The 22,284-nt window shown below is 62.6% G+C and carries 23 protein-coding genes; all 23 read left to right on the top strand.

All coding sequences use genetic code 11. The features are described from left to right. The first annotated feature begins 2 nt into the window (after window positions 1-2). The 23 genes from AC58X1_RS21330 (at window position 3) to AC58X1_RS21220 (ending at window position 22,282) form a co-directional block, all read left to right on the top strand. A complete protein-coding gene (locus tag AC58X1_RS21330; RefSeq protein WP_497429429.1) occupies window positions 3-1,694 on the top strand; it encodes an ATP-binding SpoIIE family protein phosphatase in 1,692 nt (563 codons plus the stop codon). Window positions 1,695-1,735: 41 nt separating this feature from the next. Further along, complete coding sequence (locus AC58X1_RS21325) at window positions 1,736-2,083, top strand: Hpt domain-containing protein (protein ID WP_101317857.1); 348 nt, start codon at window positions 1,736-1,738, stop codon at window positions 2,081-2,083. Window positions 2,084-2,153: 70 nt separating this feature from the next. Continuing rightward, window positions 2,154-3,455 carry a flagellar hook-length control protein FliK gene (locus AC58X1_RS21320; RefSeq protein WP_497429428.1) on the top strand — a complete coding sequence of 434 codons (1,302 nt, stop codon included), beginning with the start codon at window positions 2,154-2,156 and terminating at the stop codon, window positions 3,453-3,455. Window positions 3,456-3,616: 161 nt separating this feature from the next. Next, window positions 3,617-4,114, top strand: coding sequence for a flagellar basal body-associated protein FliL (fliL, locus tag AC58X1_RS21315; protein WP_101317860.1), 498 nt, complete (start codon window positions 3,617-3,619; stop codon window positions 4,112-4,114). A gap of 9 nt (window positions 4,115-4,123) precedes the next feature. Then, on the top strand, window positions 4,124-5,092 hold the full coding sequence (gene fliM / locus AC58X1_RS21310) for a flagellar motor switch protein FliM (protein WP_101317862.1): 969 nt from the start codon (window positions 4,124-4,126) through the stop codon (window positions 5,090-5,092). Between the two features lie 46 nt (window positions 5,093-5,138). Next, entirely contained in the window at window positions 5,139-5,597 is a 459-nt protein-coding gene (fliN, locus tag AC58X1_RS21305; protein ID WP_101317864.1) for a flagellar motor switch protein FliN, read from the top strand. Further along, window positions 5,598-6,053 carry a flagellar biosynthetic protein FliO gene (gene fliO, locus AC58X1_RS21300; protein ID WP_101317866.1) on the top strand — a complete coding sequence of 152 codons (456 nt, stop codon included), beginning with the start codon at window positions 5,598-5,600 and terminating at the stop codon, window positions 6,051-6,053. Then, window positions 6,053-6,808, top strand: coding sequence for a flagellar type III secretion system pore protein FliP (gene fliP / locus AC58X1_RS21295; RefSeq protein ID WP_178080752.1), 756 nt, complete (start codon window positions 6,053-6,055; stop codon window positions 6,806-6,808). Before fliO ends, fliP begins: the two co-directional genes overlap by 1 nt. Before the next feature lie 21 nt (window positions 6,809-6,829). Beyond that, window positions 6,830-7,099, top strand: coding sequence for a flagellar biosynthesis protein FliQ (fliQ, locus tag AC58X1_RS21290; RefSeq protein WP_101317868.1), 270 nt, complete (start codon window positions 6,830-6,832; stop codon window positions 7,097-7,099). A gap of 6 nt (window positions 7,100-7,105) precedes the next feature. Further along, complete coding sequence (gene fliR / locus AC58X1_RS21285) at window positions 7,106-7,882, top strand: flagellar biosynthetic protein FliR (protein WP_101317871.1); 777 nt, start codon at window positions 7,106-7,108, stop codon at window positions 7,880-7,882. 2 nt (window positions 7,883-7,884) lie between these two features. Next, window positions 7,885-9,027 carry a flagellar biosynthesis protein FlhB gene (gene flhB, locus AC58X1_RS21280; RefSeq protein WP_150569767.1) on the top strand — a complete coding sequence of 381 codons (1,143 nt, stop codon included), beginning with the start codon at window positions 7,885-7,887 and terminating at the stop codon, window positions 9,025-9,027. Window positions 9,028-9,120: 93 nt separating this feature from the next. Next, window positions 9,121-11,250 carry a flagellar biosynthesis protein FlhA gene (flhA, locus tag AC58X1_RS21275; protein ID WP_188035627.1) on the top strand — a complete coding sequence of 710 codons (2,130 nt, stop codon included), beginning with the start codon at window positions 9,121-9,123 and terminating at the stop codon, window positions 11,248-11,250. An 11-nt stretch (window positions 11,251-11,261) separates the two neighbouring features. Further along, entirely contained in the window at window positions 11,262-12,572 is a 1,311-nt protein-coding gene (gene flhF, locus AC58X1_RS21270) for a flagellar biosynthesis GTPase FlhF (protein WP_101317881.1), read from the top strand. A gap of 92 nt (window positions 12,573-12,664) precedes the next feature. Next, window positions 12,665-13,498, top strand: a complete 834-nt coding sequence (gene fleN / locus AC58X1_RS21265) for a flagellar synthesis regulator FleN (RefSeq protein WP_101317883.1) — start codon at window positions 12,665-12,667, stop codon at window positions 13,496-13,498. After that, window positions 13,495-14,235 (top strand): RNA polymerase sigma factor FliA, encoded by a 741-nt coding sequence (fliA, locus tag AC58X1_RS21260; protein ID WP_101317885.1) that lies wholly within the window; start codon window positions 13,495-13,497, stop codon window positions 14,233-14,235. Before fleN ends, fliA begins: the two co-directional genes overlap by 4 nt. Before the next feature lie 104 nt (window positions 14,236-14,339). Next, window positions 14,340-14,714: a chemotaxis response regulator CheY gene (locus AC58X1_RS21255; protein WP_178080754.1), complete on the top strand. Its 375-nt coding sequence runs from the start codon at window positions 14,340-14,342 to the stop codon at window positions 14,712-14,714. Window positions 14,715-14,732: 18 nt separating this feature from the next. Beyond that, window positions 14,733-15,521, top strand: coding sequence for a protein phosphatase CheZ (locus AC58X1_RS21250; protein ID WP_103436662.1), 789 nt, complete (start codon window positions 14,733-14,735; stop codon window positions 15,519-15,521). Window positions 15,522-15,533: 12 nt separating this feature from the next. Further along, window positions 15,534-17,738, top strand: a complete 2,205-nt coding sequence (locus AC58X1_RS21245; protein WP_101317891.1) for a chemotaxis protein CheA — start codon at window positions 15,534-15,536, stop codon at window positions 17,736-17,738. A gap of 46 nt (window positions 17,739-17,784) precedes the next feature. Continuing rightward, window positions 17,785-18,909 (top strand): protein-glutamate methylesterase/protein-glutamine glutaminase, encoded by a 1,125-nt coding sequence (locus AC58X1_RS21240; protein WP_220633295.1) that lies wholly within the window; start codon window positions 17,785-17,787, stop codon window positions 18,907-18,909. Beyond that, window positions 18,909-19,649, top strand: coding sequence for a flagellar motor protein (locus AC58X1_RS21235; RefSeq protein WP_101317895.1), 741 nt, complete (start codon window positions 18,909-18,911; stop codon window positions 19,647-19,649). Before AC58X1_RS21240 ends, AC58X1_RS21235 begins: the two co-directional genes overlap by 1 nt. Window positions 19,650-19,652: 3 nt before the next feature. Then, on the top strand, window positions 19,653-20,510 hold the full coding sequence (gene motD, locus AC58X1_RS21230) for a flagellar motor protein MotD (protein WP_101317897.1): 858 nt from the start codon (window positions 19,653-19,655) through the stop codon (window positions 20,508-20,510). A 78-nt stretch (window positions 20,511-20,588) separates the two neighbouring features. Beyond that, complete coding sequence (locus tag AC58X1_RS21225) at window positions 20,589-21,377, top strand: ParA family protein (RefSeq protein ID WP_101317899.1); 789 nt, start codon at window positions 20,589-20,591, stop codon at window positions 21,375-21,377. Next, window positions 21,377-22,282 (top strand): CheW domain-containing protein, encoded by a 906-nt coding sequence (locus tag AC58X1_RS21220; RefSeq protein ID WP_497429427.1) that lies wholly within the window; start codon window positions 21,377-21,379, stop codon window positions 22,280-22,282. The genes AC58X1_RS21225 and AC58X1_RS21220 overlap by 1 nt, the downstream gene beginning before the upstream one ends. Window positions 22,283-22,284 lie beyond the last annotated feature (2 nt).

Raw genomic sequence — 22,284 nt, 5'->3', positions numbered from 1 at the left:
TCATGCCGGCTGAAGCCACTTTGCAGGTGCTGATTGCCGAGGATGGCGCTGCCGATCGTCTGTTGCTGGCGCAGATCGTACGCCGCCAGGGTCATCAGGTGTTGACCGCGGAAAACGGCGCCGAGGCGGTGGCGCTGTTTTGCCAGCACCGGCCGCAACTGGTGCTGCTCGACGCCTTGATGCCGATCATGGATGGCTTCGAGGCCGCGCGGCAGATCAAGGCGCTGGCCGGCGAGACCTTGGTGCCGATCATCTTTCTCACGTCATTGAGCGAGGAACAGGCGCTGGTGCGCTGCCTTGAAGCCGGTGGCGACGACTTCATCGCCAAACCCTACAGTGCGGTGATTCTGGCGGCGAAGATCGGTGCCATGGAGCGCCTGCACAGGTTGCAGGCCAAGGTCCTCGAGCAGCGCGATGAAATAGCCCTGCACCACCAGCATCTGCTCAACGAGCAGCGCGTGGCCAAGGCGGTATTCGACAAGGTCGCCCATACCGGCTGCCTGCAGGCGCCGAATATCCGCTATTTGCAGTCGCCTTTTGCGCTGTTCAATGGCGACCTGCTGCTGGCGGCCTACACGCCCTCGGGTGACATGCATGTGCTGCTGGGTGACTTTACCGGGCATGGCCTGCCCGCAGCGGTCGGCGCCATGCCGCTGGCAGAGGCGTTTTATGGCATGACCGGCAAGGGCTATGGTCTGGCGCAGACGCTGCGCGAAATGAACGCCAAGCTCAAGCGCATCCTGCCGGTAGACATGTTTTGCTGTGCGTTGCTGCTGAACATCAGCTACCAGCGCGGCACCGTGGAGTTCTGGGGTGGCGGGATGCCCGATGGCTATCATCTGGCGTCCAGCGGCGAATTGCTGGCGACCTTGCCGTCTACCCAGCTACCGCTGGGTGTACTGGCCCCGGAACGCTTCGATGAGCGTACCCAGGTGATGCCACTGGCGCCGGGTGAGCGGCTGTTGCTGCTGTCCGATGGTGTAATCGAGACCAGCAACGCCGGCGGGCAACTGTTTGGGGTCGAGCGCCTGCAGCAGGTAATCGCCCTGAACCGCACCCCCGCACTGTTGTTCGAGGAGCTGCTGCAAGCCTTGCAGGCGTTTGGCGGACGCGCTCGGGATGATGTCAGCCTGTGTGATATCCGCATGCTCGAGCCAGGCGCGGATTTACCCGCCAATGCCGGCCATGCCGACAGGGGGCGCAGCAGCCCGCTCGATTGGTCGCTAGGCTTCGAGCTGCGCGGCGAGACGTTGCGGTGGGTCAATCCAGTTCCGCAACTGCTGCAGCTGCTGCAGGAAATCCATGGCCTGCGACCGCTTGCCGGACATTTGCACAGCGTCTTTGCCGAGCTCTATACCAATGCCCTGGAACACGGCGTGCTCGGCCTTGATTCAGCGCTAAAGGGCGATGCGGCAGGGTTTTCAGAGTTTTACCGGTTGCGCGGTGAGCGACTTGCGCAGCAGGTAGATGGTTACATTCGGATAGATCTCAAGGTTGAACCCTGGGAGCGAGGAGGGCGTCTGATCATCGAAATCCGTGACAGCGGTGTCGGCTTCGATGTCGAGCAGGTGCTGGCACGGCTGCCACGCCAGGATGCCTTCAGTGGGCGCGGAATACATCTGGTGCGGCGCCTGAGTCAGGATGCACAATGGATCGAGGGCGGTCGATGCGCCAAGGTAGAGGTGCTCTGGTGAGCACGCTGCCAGGCCTAGCCGCCTCAACAGGGAGTGAACAGATGATGGACGTGCACATCGATGAGCGGGTCCTGCGTGACTTGCAGGACATCATGGAGGGTGGCTATCAGCAACTGCTGGAGATTTTTCTGGAAGACTCCGAGCGGCGCCTGAGCCAATTGCATGGCGCGAGAAATGCCAGTGAGTTGGGCATGGCCGCGCACAGCTTCAAGGGCAGCAGCAGCAACATGGGTGCGGTCGGTTTGGCCGCCCTTTGCCAGCAGCTCGAAGAGCGGGTCAAGCAGTCGCCGGCCTATGGCGTTGAAGACCTGGTCAACCGTATCGACTCCGAATACCGCCAGGTGAAGTGCTTCTACCTACTCGAATGTGAGCGTGTCTCCGGCAGTTGAGCAAAACTGGCGCGAGTTTTGCCTGTCTCTGTGCAGACGATTTTGCCGCAAGCCGGCGCGGAGACCCTCGATGCCTGTCGCACCCAACCCACTGATCCAAGCCAGCGCTCCCGCCAAGCAGACCCGGATGGGCGCCGACAAGCCGCCTGCGGCCGCTGTTGCGCAGGATAAAGGCTTTGATCAAGTGATGGCAAAGCAGGCCCGCGACAGTGTCGGCCAACGTGACGACAAGGTGGCCCCGGCCAAACCGAAGGACAAGCCCGACGCCGCCTCGGCCGGCAAGGCCCAGACCGCCGACAAGCCTGAGGTTGCCGCTGACGGCAATAACTTGCCAGGCAGCGACCCGGCGCAGCAGGCCGACGCCAGCACTGACGGCGATAACAAGGCTTCTGTGGATGCCAGCCTGGTTGCCGGCCAGGTCACCGACGCCCCAGCCGGTGCCCAACTGATCCAGGCTCAGGCGCAGGCGATTGCTCCCGTCTTGCAGGCGGGTGTGCCGGCCACTGCAGCGCCGCAAACCGGCGAGCCGGCCGAGGCTGCGTTCGACCCCGAAGCTGACGCCTTGGCAGGCCTGCCAAGCCTGCGCTTTGCACTTGAGCACAGTGCTCAGGCCAAAGGCACGACCTCGGCGCATGCGGCCAATCAGTCAGAAGCTGGCAAGGCACCCGCAGACGGCAACCAGGCTGCCGTCAATACCTTGGCGAACGTGGTCGAGAAAGGCGAGCATGAAGGCGGCAAGTCCGAGTCAGGCCACAAAGCCTTCGGCAGCCTGATCGAGGACGGCCTGAAAGACATCAAGAGCGCCAGCAGTGATACCCGCGTCGACAACTTCGCTGACCGCCTGGCCACGCTGACCCAGGCCGCCACCGCCAAGACCGCCAACGCCGTGCCGGTCAACCCCAGCCCGCTGCAACAGCCGTTGGCAATGAATCAGGGCGCCTGGACCGAAGGCCTGGTCAACCGGGTCATGTACCTGTCGAGCCAGAACCTCAAGTCGGCGGATATCCAGCTTGAGCCGGCCGAACTGGGTCGGTTGGACATCCGCGTCAATATTGCCACCGACCAGGCCGCGCAGATTACCTTCGTCAGTGGTCACGCCGGTGTGCGTGACAGCCTCGACAGCCAGCTGCACCGTTTGCGTGAGTTGTTCGCGCAGCAGGGCCTGGCCCAGCCTGACGTCAACGTTGCCGATCAGTCCCGCGGTCAGCAACAGCAGGCGCAGCAAGAGGCATCGCAGCTGTCCGGTGTGGCGGCACGGCGCAGCGCCGCCGCTGCGGCTGAGCAAGGTGAACAAGGCGAGCTGAGCGAGGCTTCACGCGCGGCCGAGCAGCAAGTAGTGATCGGCGACAGCGCAGTCGATTACTACGCCTGACCCAGCATTTGCTGATCCAGGACGCCGGGCCAGTCTGCCGTCACTCTGTTGGGTGACGACGGGCGGGCCCGGCGTTTTGTCTACGTTGCAATATCTGGCATAACACTTGCTCAAGCCACGTCATCCACCTACGAACCCCTGATGGACGACGGATTATTGGCATGGCGAAGAGCGAAGCAGTGAAAGACCCCGCCGCAAAAGGCAAACTCAAGTTGATCCTGCTGATGGTAGTGGCACTGCTACTGGCGGTTGGCCTGTCGGTGGGCGCTACCTGGTTCATCATGCACAAGGGCGAAGCGGCGCCAGCCACCGACCCGGCCCTGGCCAACGTCAAGCCGGCTGCGATCTACGAGCCGCTGGCGCCGGCCTTTGTGGTCAATTTCAACCAGAATGGCCGCCAGCGCTATATGCAGGTGAGCATCACCCTGCAAGGCCGTAACCAGGCTGACATCGACGCACTCAAGGTGCACATGCCGGTGATCCGCAACAACCTGGTGATGATGTTCTCGGGGCAAGGCTTCGACACCCTGGCCAGCAGTTCGGTGGGCCAGGAGATGCTGCGCCAGAAGGCCACTGCGGTGGTCCAGGAAGTGGCGCAGAAAGAAGTCGGCAAACCGGTCATCGACCAGTTGCTGTTCACCAACTTCGTGTTGCAGTAGGAGTCCGTAATGGCCGTACAGGACCTGCTGTCCCAGGATGAGATCGACGCGCTGCTGCATGGCGTCGACGATGGCCTGGTACAGACCGAAAGTGCTGCCGACCCCGGCAGCATCAAGAGCTACGACCTGACCAGTCAGGATCGGATCGTGCGCGGGCGCATGCCGACCTTGGAAATGATCAACGAGCGTTTTGCCCGCTACACCCGGATCAGCATGTTCAACCTGCTGCGCCGCTCCGCCGATGTGGCGGTGGGGGGCGTGCAGGTGATGAAGTTCGGCGAGTACATCCATTCGCTGTACGTGCCCACCAGCCTCAACCTGGTCAAGATCAAGCCGTTGCGCGGCACCTCGTTGTTCATTCTCGACGCCAAGCTGGTGTTCAAGCTGGTCGACAACTTCTTTGGCGGTGACGGGCGTCACGCCAAGATCGAGGGGCGCGAGTTCACCCCGACCGAGCTGCGCGTGGTGCGCATGGTTCTGGATCAGTGCTTCGTTGACCTCAAGGAAGCCTGGCAGGCGATCATGCCGGTCAACTTCGAGTACATAAACTCCGAGGTCAACCCGGCCATGGCCAACATCGTTGGTCCCAGTGAAGCGGTAGTGGTGTCGACCTTCCACATCGAGCTCGATGGCGGCGGCGGCGACCTGCACGTGACCATGCCCTATTCGATGATCGAGCCGGTGCGCGAGATGCTCGACGCGGGCTTCCAGTCCGACCTCGACGATCAGGACGAGCGCTGGGTCAAGGCCCTGCGCGAGGACGTGCTCGATGTCAGTGTGCCGGTCACCGCCACGGTTGCCCGCCGCCAGCTGAAACTGCGCGACATCCTGCACATGCAGCCGGGCGATGTGATCCCGGTTGAGCTGCCCGAGCACCTTGTGCTGCGCGCCAATGGCGTGCCGTCGTTCAAGGCGCGGCTGGGCTCGCACAAGGGCAATCTGGCCCTGCAGATCATCGATCCGATCGAGCGCCGCTGACGGCGTGCCGGTCGCAACCCCGAATTGAATGCTTGTCGAGGACACTATGGCTAACGAAAACGAAATCACCTCTGCCGAGGACCAGGCCCTGGCCGATGAATGGGCTGCCGCGCTGGAAGAAACCGGTGATGCCGGCCAGTCCGACATCGATGCACTGCTGGCCGCCGACAGTGGCGGCGCCGGGCGCCTGCCGATGGAAGAGTTCGCCAGCTCGCCCAAGCCCAATGAAAACGTCAGCCTCGAAGGGCCGAACCTGGATGTGATCCTCGACATCCCGGTAAGCATTTCGATGGAAGTCGGCAGTACCGACATCAACATCCGCAACCTGCTGCAGCTCAACCAAGGTTCGGTGATCGAGCTCGACCGCCTCGCCGGTGAGCCGTTGGATGTGCTGGTCAACGGCACCCTGATCGCCCATGGCGAAGTGGTTGTGGTCAACGAGAAGTTCGGCATCCGCCTGACCGACGTGATCAGTCCTAGCGAACGCATCAAGAAGCTGCGCTGAGTGAAGCCGGTGATACGCGCTGTGGCCGCTGTCGCCACGCTGCTGGTCAGCGAAGTGGTGGTTGCCTCGCAAGCGCCTGCTGCTGCCCCGGTCACCGCCGCGACGCCGCCAGGTGGCCTGGGCGGGCAACTGGCGCAGATGGTCTTTGGCTTGTTGCTGGTGGTCGGCCTGATCTTCGCGCTGGCCTGGCTGCTGCGGCGCATGCAGGGCGCCGCGCCGCGCGGTGGCCAGGTGATCGAGATCATCGGCAGCCGCACCATCGGCCCGCGTGACCGGCTGTTGCTGGTGCAGGTCGGCAAGGAACAGATCCTGCTCGGGCACAGCCCGGGCAGCATCAAGGCCTTGCATGTGCTGGCCGAGCCGGTCGAGGTGCCTGCCAGTGCCCGCCCGGCGACTCCAGAGTTCGCCCAGCGGCTGTTGGAGCTGATGGGCAAGGATCAGAAGGACACCAAGTGATGATCGGCGCCGTGCGCATGCTGTTGACCCTGGCGCTGCTGCTGGCCGCGCCGCTGGCCCTGGCCGCCGACCCGCTGTCGATCCCCGCCATTACCTTGTCCAGTGGCGCCGACGGCCAGCAGGAGTATTCGGTCAGCCTGCAGATCCTGATGATCATGACTGCGCTGAGTTTCATTCCAGCGTTCGTCATCCTCATGACCAGCTTCACCCGCATCATCATCGTCTTTTCGATCCTGCGCCAGGCCCTTGGCCTGCAGCAGACGCCATCCAACCAGGTGCTCACCGGCATGGCCTTGTTCCTGACCCTGTTCATCATGGCGCCGGTGTTCGACAAGGTGAACAAGGATGCCCTGCAGCCGTACCTGAGCGAGCAGATGACGGCTCAGCAGGCCATCGACAAGGCCCAGGGGCCGCTCAAGGACTTCATGTTGGCGCAGACCCGGCAGAGCGACCTGGACATGTTCGTGCGCCTGTCCAAGCGCACCGACATTGCCAGCCCCGAGCAGGCACCGCTGACCATTCTGGTACCGGCGTTCGTCACCTCGGAGCTGAAGACCGCGTTCCAGATCGGTTTCATGATCTTCATCCCGTTTCTGATCATCGACATGGTGGTCGCCAGCGTGTTGATGGCGATGGGTATGATGATGCTGTCGCCGCTGATCATCTCGCTGCCGTTCAAGATCATGCTGTTTGTGCTGGTCGATGGCTGGGCACTGATCATGGGCACCCTGGCCGGTAGTTTCGGTGGCCTCTGACACCGTCAAGGAGAGCGTGGCATGACCCCTGAAGTTGCCGTTGACCTGTTCCGTGATGCGCTCTGGCTGACCGCCCTGATGGTCGCCGTGCTGGTAGTGCCGAGCCTGCTGGTCGGTCTGGTGGTAGCGATGTTCCAGGCTGCGACCCAGATCAACGAACAGACCCTGAGCTTTCTGCCGCGTCTGCTGGTGATGCTGGTGACGCTGATCGTGGTCGGGCCTTGGCTGGTGACCAAGTTCATGGAATACATGCTTGGTCTGTACACCAGCATCCCGCAGTTGATCGGTTAGCCGGCGATGCTGGAGCTTACCGACGCGCAGATCGGCACTTGGGTAGCGACCTTCATGCTGCCCTTGTTCCGCGTGACTGCGGTGCTGATGACCATGCCCATCTTCGGCACCAAGATGCTGCCGGCGCGGGTGCGCTTGTACGCCGCGCTGGCGATTACCGTGGCCATCGTGCCGGGGCTGCCGCCAATGCCGGAGTTCGACCCGCTGAGCCTGCGCGGGCTGATGCTGTGCGGTGAGCAGATCCTGGTGGGCGCGCTGTTCGGTTTCTCGTTGCAGATGCTATTCCAGGCGTTTGTCATCGCCGGGCAAATTGTCGCGATCCAGATGGGTATGGCATTCGCCTCGATGGTTGACCCGGTCAACGGCGTCAACGTGGCGGTGGTCAGCCAGTTCATGACCATGCTGGTGAGCATCCTGTTTCTGCTGATGAACGGCCACCTGGTGGTGTTCGAGGTGCTCAGCGAAAGCTTTACCACCTTGCCGGTCGGCAATGCCTTGGTGGTCCAGCACTTCTGGGAAATAGCCGGGCGCCTGAGTTGGGTATTTGGCGCTGGGGTGCTGTTGATTCTGCCGGTGGTCACCGCACTGCTGGTGGTCAACGTATCGTTTGGCGTAATGACCCGTGCGGCGCCGCAGTTGAACATCTTTTCGATCGGTTTTCCGCTGACCCTGGTGCTCGGCCTTGGCCTGTTCTGGGTCGGCCTGGCTGACATCCTCTCGCATTACCAGGCACTGGCCAGCGAAGCGCTGCAGTGGCTGCGTGATCTGGCACGGGCGCGCTGAGCATGGCAGAAAGCGAGAGCGGCCAGGACAAGACGGAAGACCCCACCGACAAGCGCAAGCGTGACTCGCGCAAGAAAGGTGAGATCGCCCGTTCCAAAGAACTCAATACGGTGGCGGTGACCTTGGCCGGCGCTGGCGGTCTGTTGGTGTTCGGCGGCCATCTCGCTGACACCCTGATGGACTTGATGCGAATCAACTTCTCGCTGTCGCGCGAGGTGCTGATCGACGAGCGCTCGATGGGTCTGTTTCTGCTGGCATCAGGCCAGAAGGCGCTGTGGGCGGCGCAGCCATTGTTGATCATGCTGTTCGTTATTGCCTTTGTGGCGCCGATCATTCTGGGTGGCTTCATCTTCTCCGGCAGCCTGCTGCAACCCAAATTCAGCCGGATGAATCCTCTGGCCGGGATCAAGCGGATGTTCTCGCTGAACGCGCTGACCGAGCTGCTCAAAGCGATGGCCAAGTTCGTATTGATCCTGTTTGTGGGCTGGCTGGTGCTGCTCAATGACCGTATAGCGCTGTTGTCCATTGCCAACGAGTCGCTGGAGCAAGCGATCATTCACAGCGCGGTAGTGGTCGGCTGGAGTGCGGTGTGGGTGTCGGCGGGGCTGCTGCTGATCGCTGCGGCGGACGTGCCGTTCCAGCTCTGGCAAACGCAGAAAAAGCTCAAGATGACCAAGCAGGAAGTGCGCGACGAGCACAAGGACTCCGACGGTAAGCCCGAGGTCAAGCAGCGCATCCGGCAATTGCAGCGCGAGGTCTCGCAGCGGCGCATGATGGCGGCAATCCCTGACGCCGACGTGATCATCACCAACCCGACCCACTATGCCGTAGCCCTGCAATACGACCCGGAGAAGGGCGGTGCCGCGCCGTTGCTGCTGGCCAAAGGCAGCGACTTCATCGCCCTCAAGATCCGCGAGATCGGCGCTGCGCACAACGTGCAGATTCTCGAGTCGCCGGAGCTGGCGCGGGCGATCTACTACTCCACCGAGATCGAGCAGGAAATCCCTGCCGGCCTGTATCTGGCGGTAGCCCAGGTGCTGGCGTTCGTCTTCCAGGTCCGCCAGCACCGCGCCGGCAAGGGCAAGCGCCCTGATCCGCTGAACAAAGACCTGCCGATTCCGGACGATCTGCGCCGCGATAGCTGATCGCAGGCATCCGTTGGCAAAGTTGGACAGCTTCTTGCAAAGGCAGCGCAGGCGCTCTACAGGCGTCAAAGTTTTGCTTGAAGAGGAATCGCGGTGGATCGCAGTCAGTTAATCAGCAACGCGCGCAGCAACCTGAGCGGACTCGGTCGGGGCAACCTGGGTGTGCCGTTGTTGCTGTTGGTGATGTTGGCAATGATGATGTTGCCGATCCCGCCGTTCCTGCTCGACGTGTTCTTCACCTTCAACATCGCCCTGTCGCTGGTGGTGCTGCTGGTCTGCGTATATGCCCTGCGGCCGCTGGACTTCGCCGCGTTCCCGACCATTCTGCTGGTAGCGACGCTGTTGCGCCTGGCGCTCAACGTCGCCTCGACGCGGGTGGTGCTGCTGCACGGCCACGAGGGCCATGGCTCGGCGGGCAAGGTCATCCAGGCCTTTGGTGAGGTGGTGATCGGCGGCAACTACGTGGTCGGTGCCGTGGTGTTCGCCATCCTCATGATCATCAACTTCGTGGTGGTGACCAAGGGCGCCGGGCGTATCTCTGAAGTCAGCGCGCGCTTCACCCTCGATGCCATGCCCGGCAAACAGATGGCGATCGACGCCGACCTCAACGCCGGCCTGATCGATCAGGCCCAGGCCAAGGCGCGCCGCGCCGAAGTCGCCCAGGAAGCCGAGTTCTACGGCTCTATGGACGGTGCCAGCAAGTTCGTTCGCGGCGACGCCATTGCCGGCCTGCTGATCCTGTTCATCAACCTCATCGGCGGCGTGCTGATCGGTATCCTCTCGCACGGCATGTCGGGCGGGGAGGCCGGTAAGGTCTACGCGCTGCTGACCATTGGTGACGGTTTGGTGGCGCAGTTGCCATCCTTGCTGTTGTCCACCGCCGCCGCAATCATGGTGACGCGCGCCTCGGGCTCCGAGGACATGGGCAAGCTGATCAACCGGCAGATGTTCGACTCGCCAAAAGCCTTGGGCGTGTCGGCCGGCATCATGATTGTCATGGGCCTGGTCCCGGGGATGCCGCATGTGGCCTTCCTCAGCCTCGGTGTGCTGGCGGCGGGTGGTGCCTATCTGGTCTGGCGCAAGCAGCAGGTCAAGGCGGTCAAGGCGCTGGAAGAAGTGCAGCGCCAGCAGGATCTGCTGCCATCTCCGCAGCGCGCAATGGACACCAAGGAGCTGGGCTGGGACGACGTCACTCCGATTGACATGATCGGCCTGGAAGTAGGCTATCGGCTTATCCCGCTGGTCGACCGCAACCAGGGCGGCCAGTTGCTGGCGCGGATCAAGGGCGTGCGCAAGAAGCTCTCGCAGGATCTGGGCTTCCTCATGCCGACCGTACACATCCGCGACAACCTCGACCTGCAGCCAAGTGCCTATCGTCTGACCCTGATGGGGGTAATCCTCGCGGAAGCCGAGATCTACCCGGACCGCGAGCTTGCAATCAACCCAGGCCAGGTGTTCGGTACCCTCAATGGTATCGCCGCGCGTGACCCGGCGTTCGGCCTGGAGGCAGTTTGGATCGACATCGGCCAGCGCGCGCAGGCGCAGTCGCTGGGCTACACCGTGGTCGATGCCAGCACTGTGGTGGCGACCCATTTGAACCAGATTCTGCAAAAGCACTGCCACGAACTGATCGGTCACGAGGAAGTCCAACAACTGTTGCAGGTGCTGGCCAAGGCCTCGCCGAAGCTTGCCGAGGAGCTGGTGCCGGGTGTCATTTCCTTGTCGGGGCTGCTCAAGGTCTTGCAAGCTCTGCTCTCCGAGCAAGTGCCGGTGCGCGATATCCGCAGCATTGCCGAAGCTATCGCCAACAACGCTGGCAAGAGTCAAGATAATGCCGCGCTGGTCGCCGCAGTGCGCGTCGGATTGTGTCGCGCCATCGTGCAAAGCATTGTCGGCGTTGAGTCCGAGCTGCCTGTTATCACCTTGGAGCCAAGGTTGGAACAGATTTTGCTCAATAGTCTGCAAAGGGCCGGGCAAGGTCAGGAAGATGGTGTTCTTCTTGAACCGAGCATGGCCGAAAAGCTACAGCGTTCGCTTATCGAAGCGGCCCAGCGTCAGGAGATGCAAGGTCAGCCAGCTATCCTTCTGGTAGCCGGCCCGATCCGGGCAATGCTGTCGCGCTTCGGCCGCCTGGCTGTACCGAATTTGCATGTTTTGGCGTATCAGGAAATACCTGACAACAAGCAAGTCACCATCGTTGCCACCGTGGGCCCGAACGGCTGAGGTAGTGGAGTATGCAAGTTAAGCGTTTTTTCGCCGCAGATATGCGTCAGGCCATGAAGCTGGTCCGCGATGAGCTTGGCTCCGATGCCGCTATCATCGGTAACCGGCGCATCGCCGGCGGCGTTGAGCTGACCGCTGCACTGGACTACAAGCTGTCGGCGCTGGCGCCGCGGGTGCCCAACCCTGAGCTTGAAGACGAGCTGCGCAAGACCCAGTCGCGCATCGCTACCGCCCAGGCCGAACTGAGCAGCCGCAGCGATGCCGATGACGGCAACCGTCAGTTGTTTGCCGGCCTCTCGCTGACCGCTTCCGAGCCCTTGGTCGAGCCGCACGTCGAGCAGCCCGCCGCCCCGGCTGCGCCGGCAGTGGCGCCGGTTGATCCGCGCCTGTTCGATGCCATGCGCTCGGAGCTGTCCGGCCTGCGTGAACTGCTCGAAGTACAGCTCGGCTCGCTTGCCTGGAGCCAGTTGCAGGGCAGCAAACCGCTGCAGGCCAACCTCTGGCGGCGCCTGCAGCGTGTTGGCCTGACCGGTGCGCTGGCCCGTGAACTGCTCGACCTGACCGGCGAAATCGACGAGCCGCGGCAAGCCTGGCGGATGATCCTCGCGCACCTGGCGCGAATGATCGATGTACCCGAGATCGAACCGATCGAGGAGGGCGGAGTAATTGCCATGGTTGGCCCGGCCGGCATGGGCAAGACCACCACCCTGGCCAAGCTGGCAGCGCGTTATGTGCTCAAGTACGGCGCGCAGAACCTGGCGCTGGTGAGCATGGACAGCTTCCGTATCGGCGCTCAGGAGCAACTCAAGACCCTGGGCCGCATCCTCAACGTGTCGGTGACCTACGTCGACCCGGGCGAGTCCCTCGCTCAGGCCCTGGAGCCGCTGCTGCGCAAGCGTGTGGTGCTGATCGATACCGCCGGCCTGCAGGCCAGTGATCCGGCCCTGCGCATGCAGCTGGAGACGCTCGCCGGGCGTGGTATCGCTTCGAAGAATTATCTGGTCCTGGCAACCACCAGCCAGAAACAGGTGCTGACCGCCGCCTATCACAGCTACAAGCGCTGTGGCCTGGCTGGCTGCATCCTGACCAAGCTTGATGAAACCGCTTGTCTCGGTGAAGTACTGAGCCTGGCGATCAGTCATGAACTGCCCGTGGCCTATCTTACCGACGGCCCGCGTATTCCTGACGACCTGCACCTGCCGCGCAAGCACCAACTGGTCAGCCGCGCCGTCAGCGTGCAAATGCAGGAAGACCCCAGCGAAGAGGCCATGGCCGATATGTTCGCTGATCTGTACCACAACTCCGGCAAACGCGTGGGTTGAAGATGAACACAATGCAAAGTACCTACAGCAAGGGCTTTAATCACAGCCCTCCATGTGGCCTCGGTTCAAGCGCGACAAGGTAAAGAACAAATATGGGTAGCATGCATCCCGTACAGGTTATCGCCGTGACCGGTGGCAAAGGTGGCGTCGGCAAGACCAACGTTTCAGTCAACCTGTCCCTGGCGTTGGCCGAACTCGGCCGCCGGGTCATGTTGCTGGACGCCGATCTGGGTCTGGCCAACGTCGACGTGCTGCTGGGGCTGACGCCCAAGCACACCCTGGCCGACGTCATCGAAGGCCGCTGCGAGTTGCGCGACGTGCTCTTGCAGGGGCCTGGCGGGGTACGCATCGTGCCGGCCGCCTCGGGCACCCAGAGCATGGTCCATCTGCAGCCGGCGCAACACGCCGGGCTGATCCAGGCCTTCAGCGAGATTGGCGACAACCTCGACGTGCTGGTCATCGACACCGCTGCCGGTATCGGCGATTCGGTGGTGAGCTTTGTCCGCGCCGCGCAGGAAGTGCTGCTGGTGGTGTGCGACGAGCCGACCTCGATCACCGACGCCTACGCGCTGATCAAACTGCTCAATCGCGACTATGGCATGAACCGTTTCCGCGTCCTTGCCAACATGGCCCAGAGCCCGCAGGAAGGGCGCAACCTGTTCGCCAAGTTGACCAAGGTCACGGACCGCTTCCTTGACGTCGCCCTACAATACGTCGGCGCCGTGCCGTACGACGAATGCGTGCGCAAGGCGGTGCAGAAGCAGCGTGCAGTTTACGAAGCCTTCCCTCGCTCCAAGTGTGCGCTGGCGTTCAAGGCCATCGCGCAGAAGGTCGATAGCTGGCCGCTGCCTGCCAACCCTCGTGGGCATCTGGAGTTCTTCGTCGAGCGCCTGGTGCAGCCCACCAGTGCGGGACCAGTGCTATGAGTGCAAGCGGTTTTCAGATGTACAGCAAGGCTTCCAAGGACGCCCAGTACGAGTTGGTCGAGCGTTACGCGCCGCTGGTCAAGCGCATCGCATACCACCTGCTGGCGCGCTTGCCGGCCAACGTGCAGGTCGAGGACCTGATCCAGGCCGGCATGATCGGCCTGCTCGAAGTGTCCAACAAATACGATGCCAGCAAGGGCGCCAGCTTTGAAACCTACGCCGGTATCCGCATCCGTGGCGCCATGCTCGACGAGGTCCGCAAGGGTGACTGGGCGCCACGTTCGGTGCACCGCAATACCCGTATGGTCAGCGACGCGATGCGCGCTGTTGAAGCAAGAACCGGTCGCGACGCTAAAGATCACGAGGTTGCTGCCGAACTCCAATTAGGTCTCGATGATTATTACGGGATTCTGAACGATACCCTGGGCAGCCGACTGTTCAGTTTTGACGACCTGTTGCAGGACGGCGAACATGAAGGTCTGCACGAGGATGGCGCCAGTGCGCAGGTCGAACCGTCGCGTGATCTGGAAGAAGAACGCTTCCAGACGGCGTTGACCGATGCGATCGCCAACCTGCCGGAACGCGAGCGGTTGGTGCTGGCGCTGTACTACGACGAAGAGCTCAACCTCAAAGAAATCGGTGAGGTGCTGGGGGTCAGCGAGTCGCGTGTCAGCCAGCTGCACAGCCAATGCGCGGCACGTCTGCGCAGCCGGCTGGGTGAATGGCGAGCGCGTTGAAACCGGGGTCGCTGCAGTCGTTTTGACGGTGTACCGAATTGATTGAATGCGCGCTCGGGGCCGAGCGCGTTTAAGACTGCTTGGAGGTCTAATTGAACAAAGACATGAAAATCCTCATCGTTGACGACTTTTCGACGATGCGGCGGATCATCAAGAACCTCTTGCGTGATCTGGGCTTCACCAATACCCAGGAAGCCGACGATGGCCTGACCGCCATGCCGATGCTCGAAAGCGGCCACTTTGACTTCCTCGTCACCGACTGGAACATGCCCGGCATGTCCGGCATCGACCTGCTGCGCAAAGTGCGTGCCGATGAGCGTCTCAAGCATCTGCCGGTGCTGATGGTAACTGCCGAAGCCAAGCGTGATCAGATCATCGAAGCGGCCCAGGCCGGCGTCAATGGTTACGTGGTCAAGCCGTTCACCGCCCAGGTGCTCAAAGAGAAGATCGAAAAGATCTTCGAACGCGTGAATAGCTAAATCACGCCAGGGGGCGCCATGGACTCTAACAACAACTCTTTGGGTGAGTTTGAAAACACCCTGAAGAAGCACGCTCAGGAACTGGTCGAGAGCCTTGAGCGCGGCCGGTTTGGCGATGCGGTGCAGCTGATTCATCAGCTCAACCAGACACGCGACCGTGGCCTGTACCAGGAAGTCGGCAAACTGACCCGCGAGCTGCACAGTGCGATCGTCAGTTTCCAGATCGACCCGGCAATGCCGCAGGCCGAGGAAGTCTCGCAGATCACCGATGCCACCGAGCGTTTGTCCTACGTGGTCAAGCTGACCGAGGGTGCCGCCAACCGCACCATGGACCTGGTCGAAGCGAGCACCCCGGTACTCAACGACCTGGCCGGTGAGGCCCAGGCGCTGAGCACTGACTGGCAGCGCTTCATGCGCCGTGAAGTGGCCGCGCCGGAGTTTCGCGATCTGGTCAAACGAGTCGACAGTTTCCTGACGCACAGTGCCGAGGGCAACCGCAAGGTGTCCGGGCACCTCAATGACATCTTGCTGGCTCAGGACTATCAGGACCTGACCGGCCAGGTGATCAAACGCGTCACCGCGTTGGTCACCGAAGTCGAAAGCAATCTGCTCAAGCTCGTGCTGATGGCCAGTCAAGTCGACCGCTTTGCCGGTATCGAACATGACCACGATCAGTTGCGTGCTGAAAAAGATCAAGAAAAACATCCGACTCGGGGTGAAGGTCCGCAGATTCATGCCGATAAGCGTGAAGACGTTGTGTCCGGTCAGGACGATGTCGACGATCTGCTGTCCAGCCTTGGTTTTTAGGGAGCACGTTTAATGAGCTTCGGCGCCGATGAAGAAATCCTTCAGGATTTCCTGGTAGAAGCCGGGGAAATTCTTGAGTTGTTGTCCGAGCAATTGGTCGAGCTGGAAAGCCGACCGGATGATGCCGACCTGCTCAATGCGATTTTCCGCGGTTTTCACACTGTAAAAGGGGGCGCCGGCTTCCTCCAGCTCAATGAGCTGGTGGAGTGCTGCCACATTGCCGAGAACGTCTTCGACATCCTGCGCAAAGGTGAGCGCAGGGTCGACGCCGAGCTGATGGACGTGGTTCTGGAAGCGCTGGATTCGGTCAACAGCATGTTCGGCCAGGTGCGCGAACGCACCGAGGTGACCCCGGCTTCCCGCGAGTTGCTGGCAGCGCTGTCGCGTCTGGCCGAGCCGGGTGCGGCGCCGGCGCCTGCCGCGGTGGTCGAGCCTGAGCCAGCGGTGGTCGAGGAAGACATCACCGACACCGAGTTCGAACAACTGCTCGACTCGCTCGATGCGGTCAAGGCCGAGGCCGAGGCTGCTGAACAACCGCAGCCAGGTGCAGCCAGCGCCGAGTCGGATGAAATCACCGACGCCGAATTCGAATCTCTGCTCGATCAACTGCACGGCAAGGGCCAGTTCTCGGTCGAGGCGGCCACGGTCGCTCCCGAGGCTGTCGTGCCAGCGCCAGCCGGTGACGAGATTACCGACGACGAATTCGAAGCATTGCTCGACCAGTTGCATGGCAAGGGCACCTTCGCTGCCGATGCGCTGCCGACTGCTGCGGTTGCCGAGGCTGCAGCCAGCCCCGCGCCGGCTGCCAGCGGCGACGAAATCAGCGAGCACGAGTTCGAAGCGCTGCTCGATGAGCTGCACGGCAAAGGCAAGTTCTCGACCGACGCTGCCGAAGCGGCTGCTGTGGCCGTTGCGCCGGCAGCAGCCAAGGCTGAGGTGAAAGCTGCGCCCAAGCCTGCTGCACCCGCAGCAGCTGCCAAGCCTGCGCCAGCGGCCCCGGCACGTGCGCCAGCGCCAGCAGCGCCCGCAGAAAAGCACGCCAGCGAAGCCGAGACGACCGTACGCGTCGACACCGCGCGGCTGGATGAGATCATGAACATGGTTGGCGAGCTGGTGCTGGTGCGTAACCGGCTGGTGCGCCTGGGCCTGAACAGCGGCGACGAAGCCATGTCCAAGGCTGTGTCCAACCTCGATGTGGTCACGGCCGACCTGCAGACTGCGGTGATGAAGACCCGCATGCAGCCGATCAAGAAAGTCTTCGGGCGGTTCCCGCGACTGGTTCGCGACCTTGCCCGCCAGCTCAAGAAGGAAATCAACCTGGAGCTGGTCGGCGAAGAAACCGACCTCGACAAGAACCTTGTCGAGGCTCTGGCCGACCCGTTGGTCCACTTGGTGCGCAACGCGGTCGACCACGGCATCGAAATGCCCGACGAGCGCGACGCCTCAGGCAAGGCTCGCACCGGCAAGGTGGTGCTGTCGGCCGAACAGGAAGGCGACCATATCCTGCTGTCGATCTCGGACGACGGCAAAGGCATGGACCCCAACGTGCTGCGTGCCAAGGCCGTGGAAAAAGGCCTGATGGACAAGGACGCCGCCGAGCGCCTGAGCGAATCGGACTGCTACAACCTGATCTTTGCCCCGGGCTTCTCGACCAAGACCGAGATTTCCGACGTGTCCGGCCGCGGCGTCGGCATGGACGTGGTGAAAACCAAGATTTCCCAGCTCAACGGCTCGATCAACATCTACTCGGCCAAGGGCCAGGGTTCGAAGATCGTCATCAAGGTGCCGCTGACCCTGGCGATCATGCCGACCCTGATGGTGATGCTGGCCAACCAGGCGTTTGCCTTCCCGCTGGTCAACGTCAACGAGATCTTCCACCTCGACCTGTCGCGCACCAATGTCGTCGACGGCCAGGAAGTGGTCATCGTCCGCGACAAGGCGCTGCCGCTGTTCTACCTCAAGCGCTGGCTGGTCCAGGGCCAGGTGCATGAAGAGCAGCACGAGGGCCATGTGGTGATCCTCTCGGTCGGCACCCAGCGCATCGGCTTTGTGGTCGACCAGCTGGTGGGCCAGGAAGAAGTGGTGATCAAGCCGCTGGGCAAGATGCTGCAGGGCACCCCGGGCATGTCTGGCGCGACGATCACTGGCGATGGCCGGATTGCGTTGATCCTCGACGTCCCGAGCATGCTCAAGCGTTACGCCGCCAAGCGTTATTGATTTTCGGTGGCGCAGCCTCGCGGTTGCGCCATCTAATGGAGTGTTTATGGCAGTCAAGGTCCTGGTGGTGGATGATTCCGGTTTCTTCCGCCGGCGCGTTTCGGAAATTCTCTCGTCCGACCCGACAATCCAGGTTGTGGGTACCGCGACCAATGGCAAGGAAGCAATCGACCAGGCGCTGTCGCTCAAGCCCGATGTCATCACCATGGACTATGAAATGCCCATGATGGACGGCATCACTGCGGTGCGGCACATCATGCAGCGATGCCCGACGCCGGTGTTGATGTTCTCGTCGCTGACCCATGAAGGCGCCCGGGTAACCCTCGACGCGCTGGATGCCGGGGCGGTCGACTACCTGCCGAAAAACTTCGAAGACATTTCGCGTAACCCAGAAAAGGTCAAACAGATGCTCTGCGAGAAGGTACATACCATCTCGCGCAGCAACCGCCGCCTGAGCAGCTATGCCGCACCGGCGCCCGCGCCAGCCGCGAGCAGCCCTGCACCGGCCAGCAGCCTTGGCCACACACCTGCAGCGCGCACTCCGACGCCTGCTCCCGTGCGTAGCCCGGCAGCGCCTGCTGCGGCGCATTCGCCGGCGCCCAAGCGCAAGCCCTACAAGCTGGTTGCGATCGGCACCTCGACCGGTGGCCCGGTTGCGCTGCAGCGTGTCCTGACGCAACTGCCCGCCAGCTTCCCGGCACCGATCGTGTTGATCCAGCACATGCCCGCGGCGTTCACCAAGGCTTTTGCCGAACGCCTCGACAAGCTCTGCCGGATCAACGTCAAGGAAGCCGAAGACGGCGACATGCTGCGTCCAGGTCTGGCGCTGCTGGCGCCTGGTGGCAAGCAGATGATGGTCGATGGCCGCGGCATGGTGAAAATCCTGCCGGGCGACGAGCGCCTCAACTACAAACCATGTGTGGATATCACCTTCGGCTCGGCGGCCAAGTCCTACGGTGACAAGGTCCTGTCGGTAGTACTTACCGGCATGGGCGCGGATGGCCGTGAAGGTGCGCGCCTGCTCAAGCAGGGCGGTAGCACGGTGTGGGCGCAGGACGAAGCCAGCTGCGTGATCTATGGCATGCCCATGGCCATCGTCAAGGCCAACCTGGCCGACGCGGTGTACAGTCTCGACGATATAGGCAGGCACCTGGTCGAGGCCTGCGTCTGATGGACGTACTCAGCCTGATCGGCCTGATCCTGGCCTTCGTCGCCATTGTCGGTGGCAACTTCCTCGAGGGCGGGCATGTCGGTGCGCTGCTCAACGCGCCAGCTGCGTTGATCGTGCTCGGCGGCACCCTCGGCGCGGCCATGCTGCAGGCACCGCTGCCGTCGTTCAAGCGTGCGCTGCAGATTGCTCGCTGGATCATCTTCCCGCCGCGGGTCGACCTGGCAGGTGGTATCGATCGGGTAGTCAATTGGAGCCTGACCGCACGCAAGGAGGGCCTGCTCGGCCTGGAAGGCGTGGCTGACGGCGAGCCTGATCCGTATGCGCGCAAGGGCTTGCAACTGCTGGTCGACGGCGCCGAGCCGGAGGCTATCCGGAGCATCCTCGAGGTGGATTTCCTGACCCAGGAAAGCCGCGATATCCAGGCGGCAAAAGTGTTCGAAAGCATGGGCGGCTATGCGCCGACCATCGGCATCATCGGTGCTGTGATGGGCCTGATCCATGTCATGGGCAACCTGGCCGACCCGTCCCAACTGGGCAACGGCATCGCCGTGGCGTTTGTCGCCACCATCTATGGCGTGGCCAGTGCCAACCTGATCCTGCTGCCGGTCGCCAACAAGCTCAAAGCCATCGTCATGCGTCAGTCACGCTACCGCGAGATGCTCCTCGAAGGCCTGCTGTCGATCGCCGAAGGCGAAAACCCACGCTCGATCGAGCTGAAGCTGCAAGGCTTCATGGAGTAAGCCATGCGTCGCCGTCGCCATACCGAAGAACCCGAGAATCACGAGCGCTGGCTGGTGTCGTACGCCGACTTCATCACGCTGCTGTTTGCTTTTTTCGTGGTCATGTATTCGATCTCTTCGATCAACGAGGGCAAGTACAAGGTCGTCTCGCAGGCCTTGCTCGGCGTGTTCAATGACCCTGAGCGGGCCATGCGGGCCATCCCGATCGGCGAAGAACAGCCGCTCAGCATCAAGCCAGCCGAGCCGTTGATCAAAGACAGCGAGCAGACCGATGCGGGCCTCGGCCAGACCAGCGCCGACCCGCTGCAGACCATCAGCGATGATGTGCGCAGCGCTTTCGGCGATTTGATCAGCTCCAACCAGATGACCGTGCGCGGCAACGAACTGTGGGTCGAGGTTGAGCTCAATTCGGCGCTGTTGTTTGGCAGTGGCGATGCCATGCCCAGCGACGCTGCATTCGCGATCATCGAGAAGGTGGCGAATATCCTCAAGCCGTTCGCCAACCCGGTGCACGTCGAGGGCTTTACCGACAACCTGCCGATCCGCACTGCGCAGTACCCGACCAACTGGGAACTGTCGGCCTCGCGTGCGGCCAGTATCGTCCGCCTGTTGGCCATGAACGGCGTCAATCCCGGGCGCATGGCCTCGGTCGGCTATGGCGAGTATCAACCGGTCGCCAGCAACGATACGGCCGAAGGCCGTGCGCGCAATCGACGGGTCGTGCTGGTGATTTCGCGCAACCTGGAAGTACGCCGCAGCCTGACCGCAACCGGCAGCGCCAATGCGACCCCAGATGCGGCGATGCGCCGTGCTGGCACACAAAGTGCACCGCCAAGCGCAGTAGCGGCGGGAGGGGGCTAGCCCCGTCAAATCCCCGTCACAGAATTTCACACCGTTCCCGGGAGGGCAGGCGGCCATACCGGGAGGAAGCAGCGCACCATGAGAGTCTGGGCAGTAGCCAATCAAAAAGGTGGCGTCGGCAAGACCACCACAACCATCGCCCTGGCCGGCTTGCTGGCCGATGCGGGCAAGCGCGTGGTCGTTGTCGATCTCGACCCGCACGGCTCTATGACCAGCTATTTCGGGCATAACCCGGATGCGCTGGAGCACAGCTGCTACGACCTGTTCCTGCACAAGGGCACGGTGCCCGAGGGCTTGCCGGGGCAGTTGCTGCTGCCGACCAGCCACGAACGTATCTCCCTGCTGCCGTCGAGCACAGCGCTGGCGGTGCTCGAGCGGCAGTCGCCGGGCCAGAGTGGCCTGGGCCTGGTGATCGCCAAGAGTCTGGCGCAGCTGTGGCAGGATTTCGACTTTGCCCTGATCGACAGCCCGCCGTTGCTCGGCGTGCTGATGGTTAACGCGTTGGCTGCCAGCCAGCAGTTGGTGATCCCGGTGCAGACCGAGTTCCTCGCCGTCAAAGGCCTGGAGCGCATGGTCGGCACCTTGGCGATGATCAACCGCTCGCGCAAGCAGGCGCTGCCGTATCAGATCGTGCCGACCCTGTTCGACCGTCGCACCCAGGCATCACTGGGCACCCTCAAGGTGCTGCGTGATACCTATGCCGACAGCGTCTGGCAGGGCTATATCCCGGTCGACACGCGCCTGCGCGATGCCAGCCGGGCCGGGGTCACGCCATCGCAGTTCGATGGCAAGAGCCGCGGCGTTGTGGCCTATCGGGCCTTGCTCAAACATATGCTCACCTACAAACCCGCATTGCAGGTGGCCTGATGAAACACGCGCAACAGCTTGCCAGCAAACCGCAACTGGCCTTGCAGAGTTACCTCGATGGCCTGTTGCAGGAGGCTACCGAGCCGTTCGACCTTGACCTGCCAGTGGTAGTGGTCGACGAGGCGCCAAGCAGCGACTTCGAAGCCGCCGTGCGCGAAGAGCAGGCACGTGATGCCCAGCGCAAGTCTGCTGTTGTCGACGTAGCTGGCGCCAGGCCGTTTGCCGAGCCGCAGGCCAAGCTGCTGCCGACCGTGCTGGCCCCCGCTGTGGCAGCGCCAGAACCGCTGCTCAGCGTTGTCGAGACTACGGTGGTGGCCGAGGCGAGCATTCCGTTGCTGACCGAGGTCGAAGCGCCTGAGCCGGCCGCGCCGCTGGTCGAAGTGCACTTGCCGGCAGCCAATGTGCCGACGCCGCCTACGACCAGCGATGGTCGTCCGGCCTGGGCCGCGGAGCCGTTCGAATGCCTGTTGTTCGATGTAGCCGGGCTGACCCTCGCGGTGCCGCTGGTGTGCCTGGGCTCGATCTACACCCTGGCCGGGCAGGAGCTGACCCCACTGTTCGGTCAGCCGGACTGGTTCCTGGGCATCCTCACCTGCCAGGCGGGCAACCTCAAGGTACTCGATACGGCGCGTTGGGTGATGCCCGATCGCTACCGCGACGACTTCCGCCAGGGCTTGCAGTACGTGATTTCGGTGCAGGGCTACGAATGGGGGCTGGCGGTGCACCAGGTCAGCCGCTCGTTGCGCCTGGACCCCAACGAGATCAAGTGGCGTAGTCAGCGCGGGCAGCGGCCCTGGCTGGCTGGCACGGTCATCGAACACATGTGTGCGTTGCTCGACGTCGCTGAACTGGCCGAGTTGATCGCCAGCGGCGCCGTCAAGCAGATGCACGCCAAACACCAATAATT

The sequence above is a fragment of the Pseudomonas sp. PGPR N4 genome (assembly GCF_059693665.1).
Note: the sequence above shows the minus strand (reverse complement) of the source record. Positions and strands in the feature narration are given on the sequence as shown.